This is a genomic window from Faecalibacterium sp. DFI.5.82, assembly GCF_029076575.1.
GTDB classification, from domain to species: domain Bacteria; phylum Bacillota; class Clostridia; order Oscillospirales; family Ruminococcaceae; genus Faecalibacterium; species Faecalibacterium duncaniae.
Map to the genome: position 1 here is coordinate 1 of NZ_JARFIS010000388.1, position 317 is coordinate 317.

The 317-nt window shown below is 50.8% G+C and carries 1 protein-coding gene; it reads right to left on the reverse strand.

Going from position 1 to position 317, the window contains the following annotated elements:
• Nucleotides 1-171 precede the first annotated feature (171 nt).
• Nucleotides 172-312 carry a TnpV protein gene (locus P0G09_RS17110; RefSeq protein ID WP_342760552.1) on the reverse strand — a complete coding sequence of 47 codons (141 nt, stop codon included), beginning with the start codon at nucleotides 310-312 and terminating at the stop codon, nucleotides 172-174.
• Nucleotides 313-317: the final 5 nt, after the last annotated feature.

The following is a 317-nucleotide window of genomic DNA, read 5'->3' on the forward strand; positions in this document are numbered from 1 at the left end:
GATAAATTTTCCATATCCGAAGTTTGCTGCCTTCAACATTGTAACCTCTCCGCAGCGCATTTTCAATCTCCGCCTGCGACAAAACAAAAGCGGAGGGCGATTTTTCGCTCTCCGCTTGGTCGATGGATTCAATTTGTTCGGCTTCGGTGGGAATAGCCACATCGAAGAAACTTAGCTGTAAATCAGCTCGTTTATCACCAGTTCCTCGGCCTGTGCTTTCAGGCTGTTCATGTGCTGCACCCACTCCATCTGATGCCGCTCTTTGTTCGGAGCCGGGTTCTGCTTCAGCAGTTCCTGCATGGTCTGCTGCATCCGGC

Bases quoted from the DNA above. Each gene is read 5' to 3' on its own strand.
- P0G09_RS17110 (WP_342760552.1), bottom strand. From the start codon at position 312: ATGCAGCAGACCATGCAGGAACTGCTGAAGCAGAACCCGGCTCCGAAC.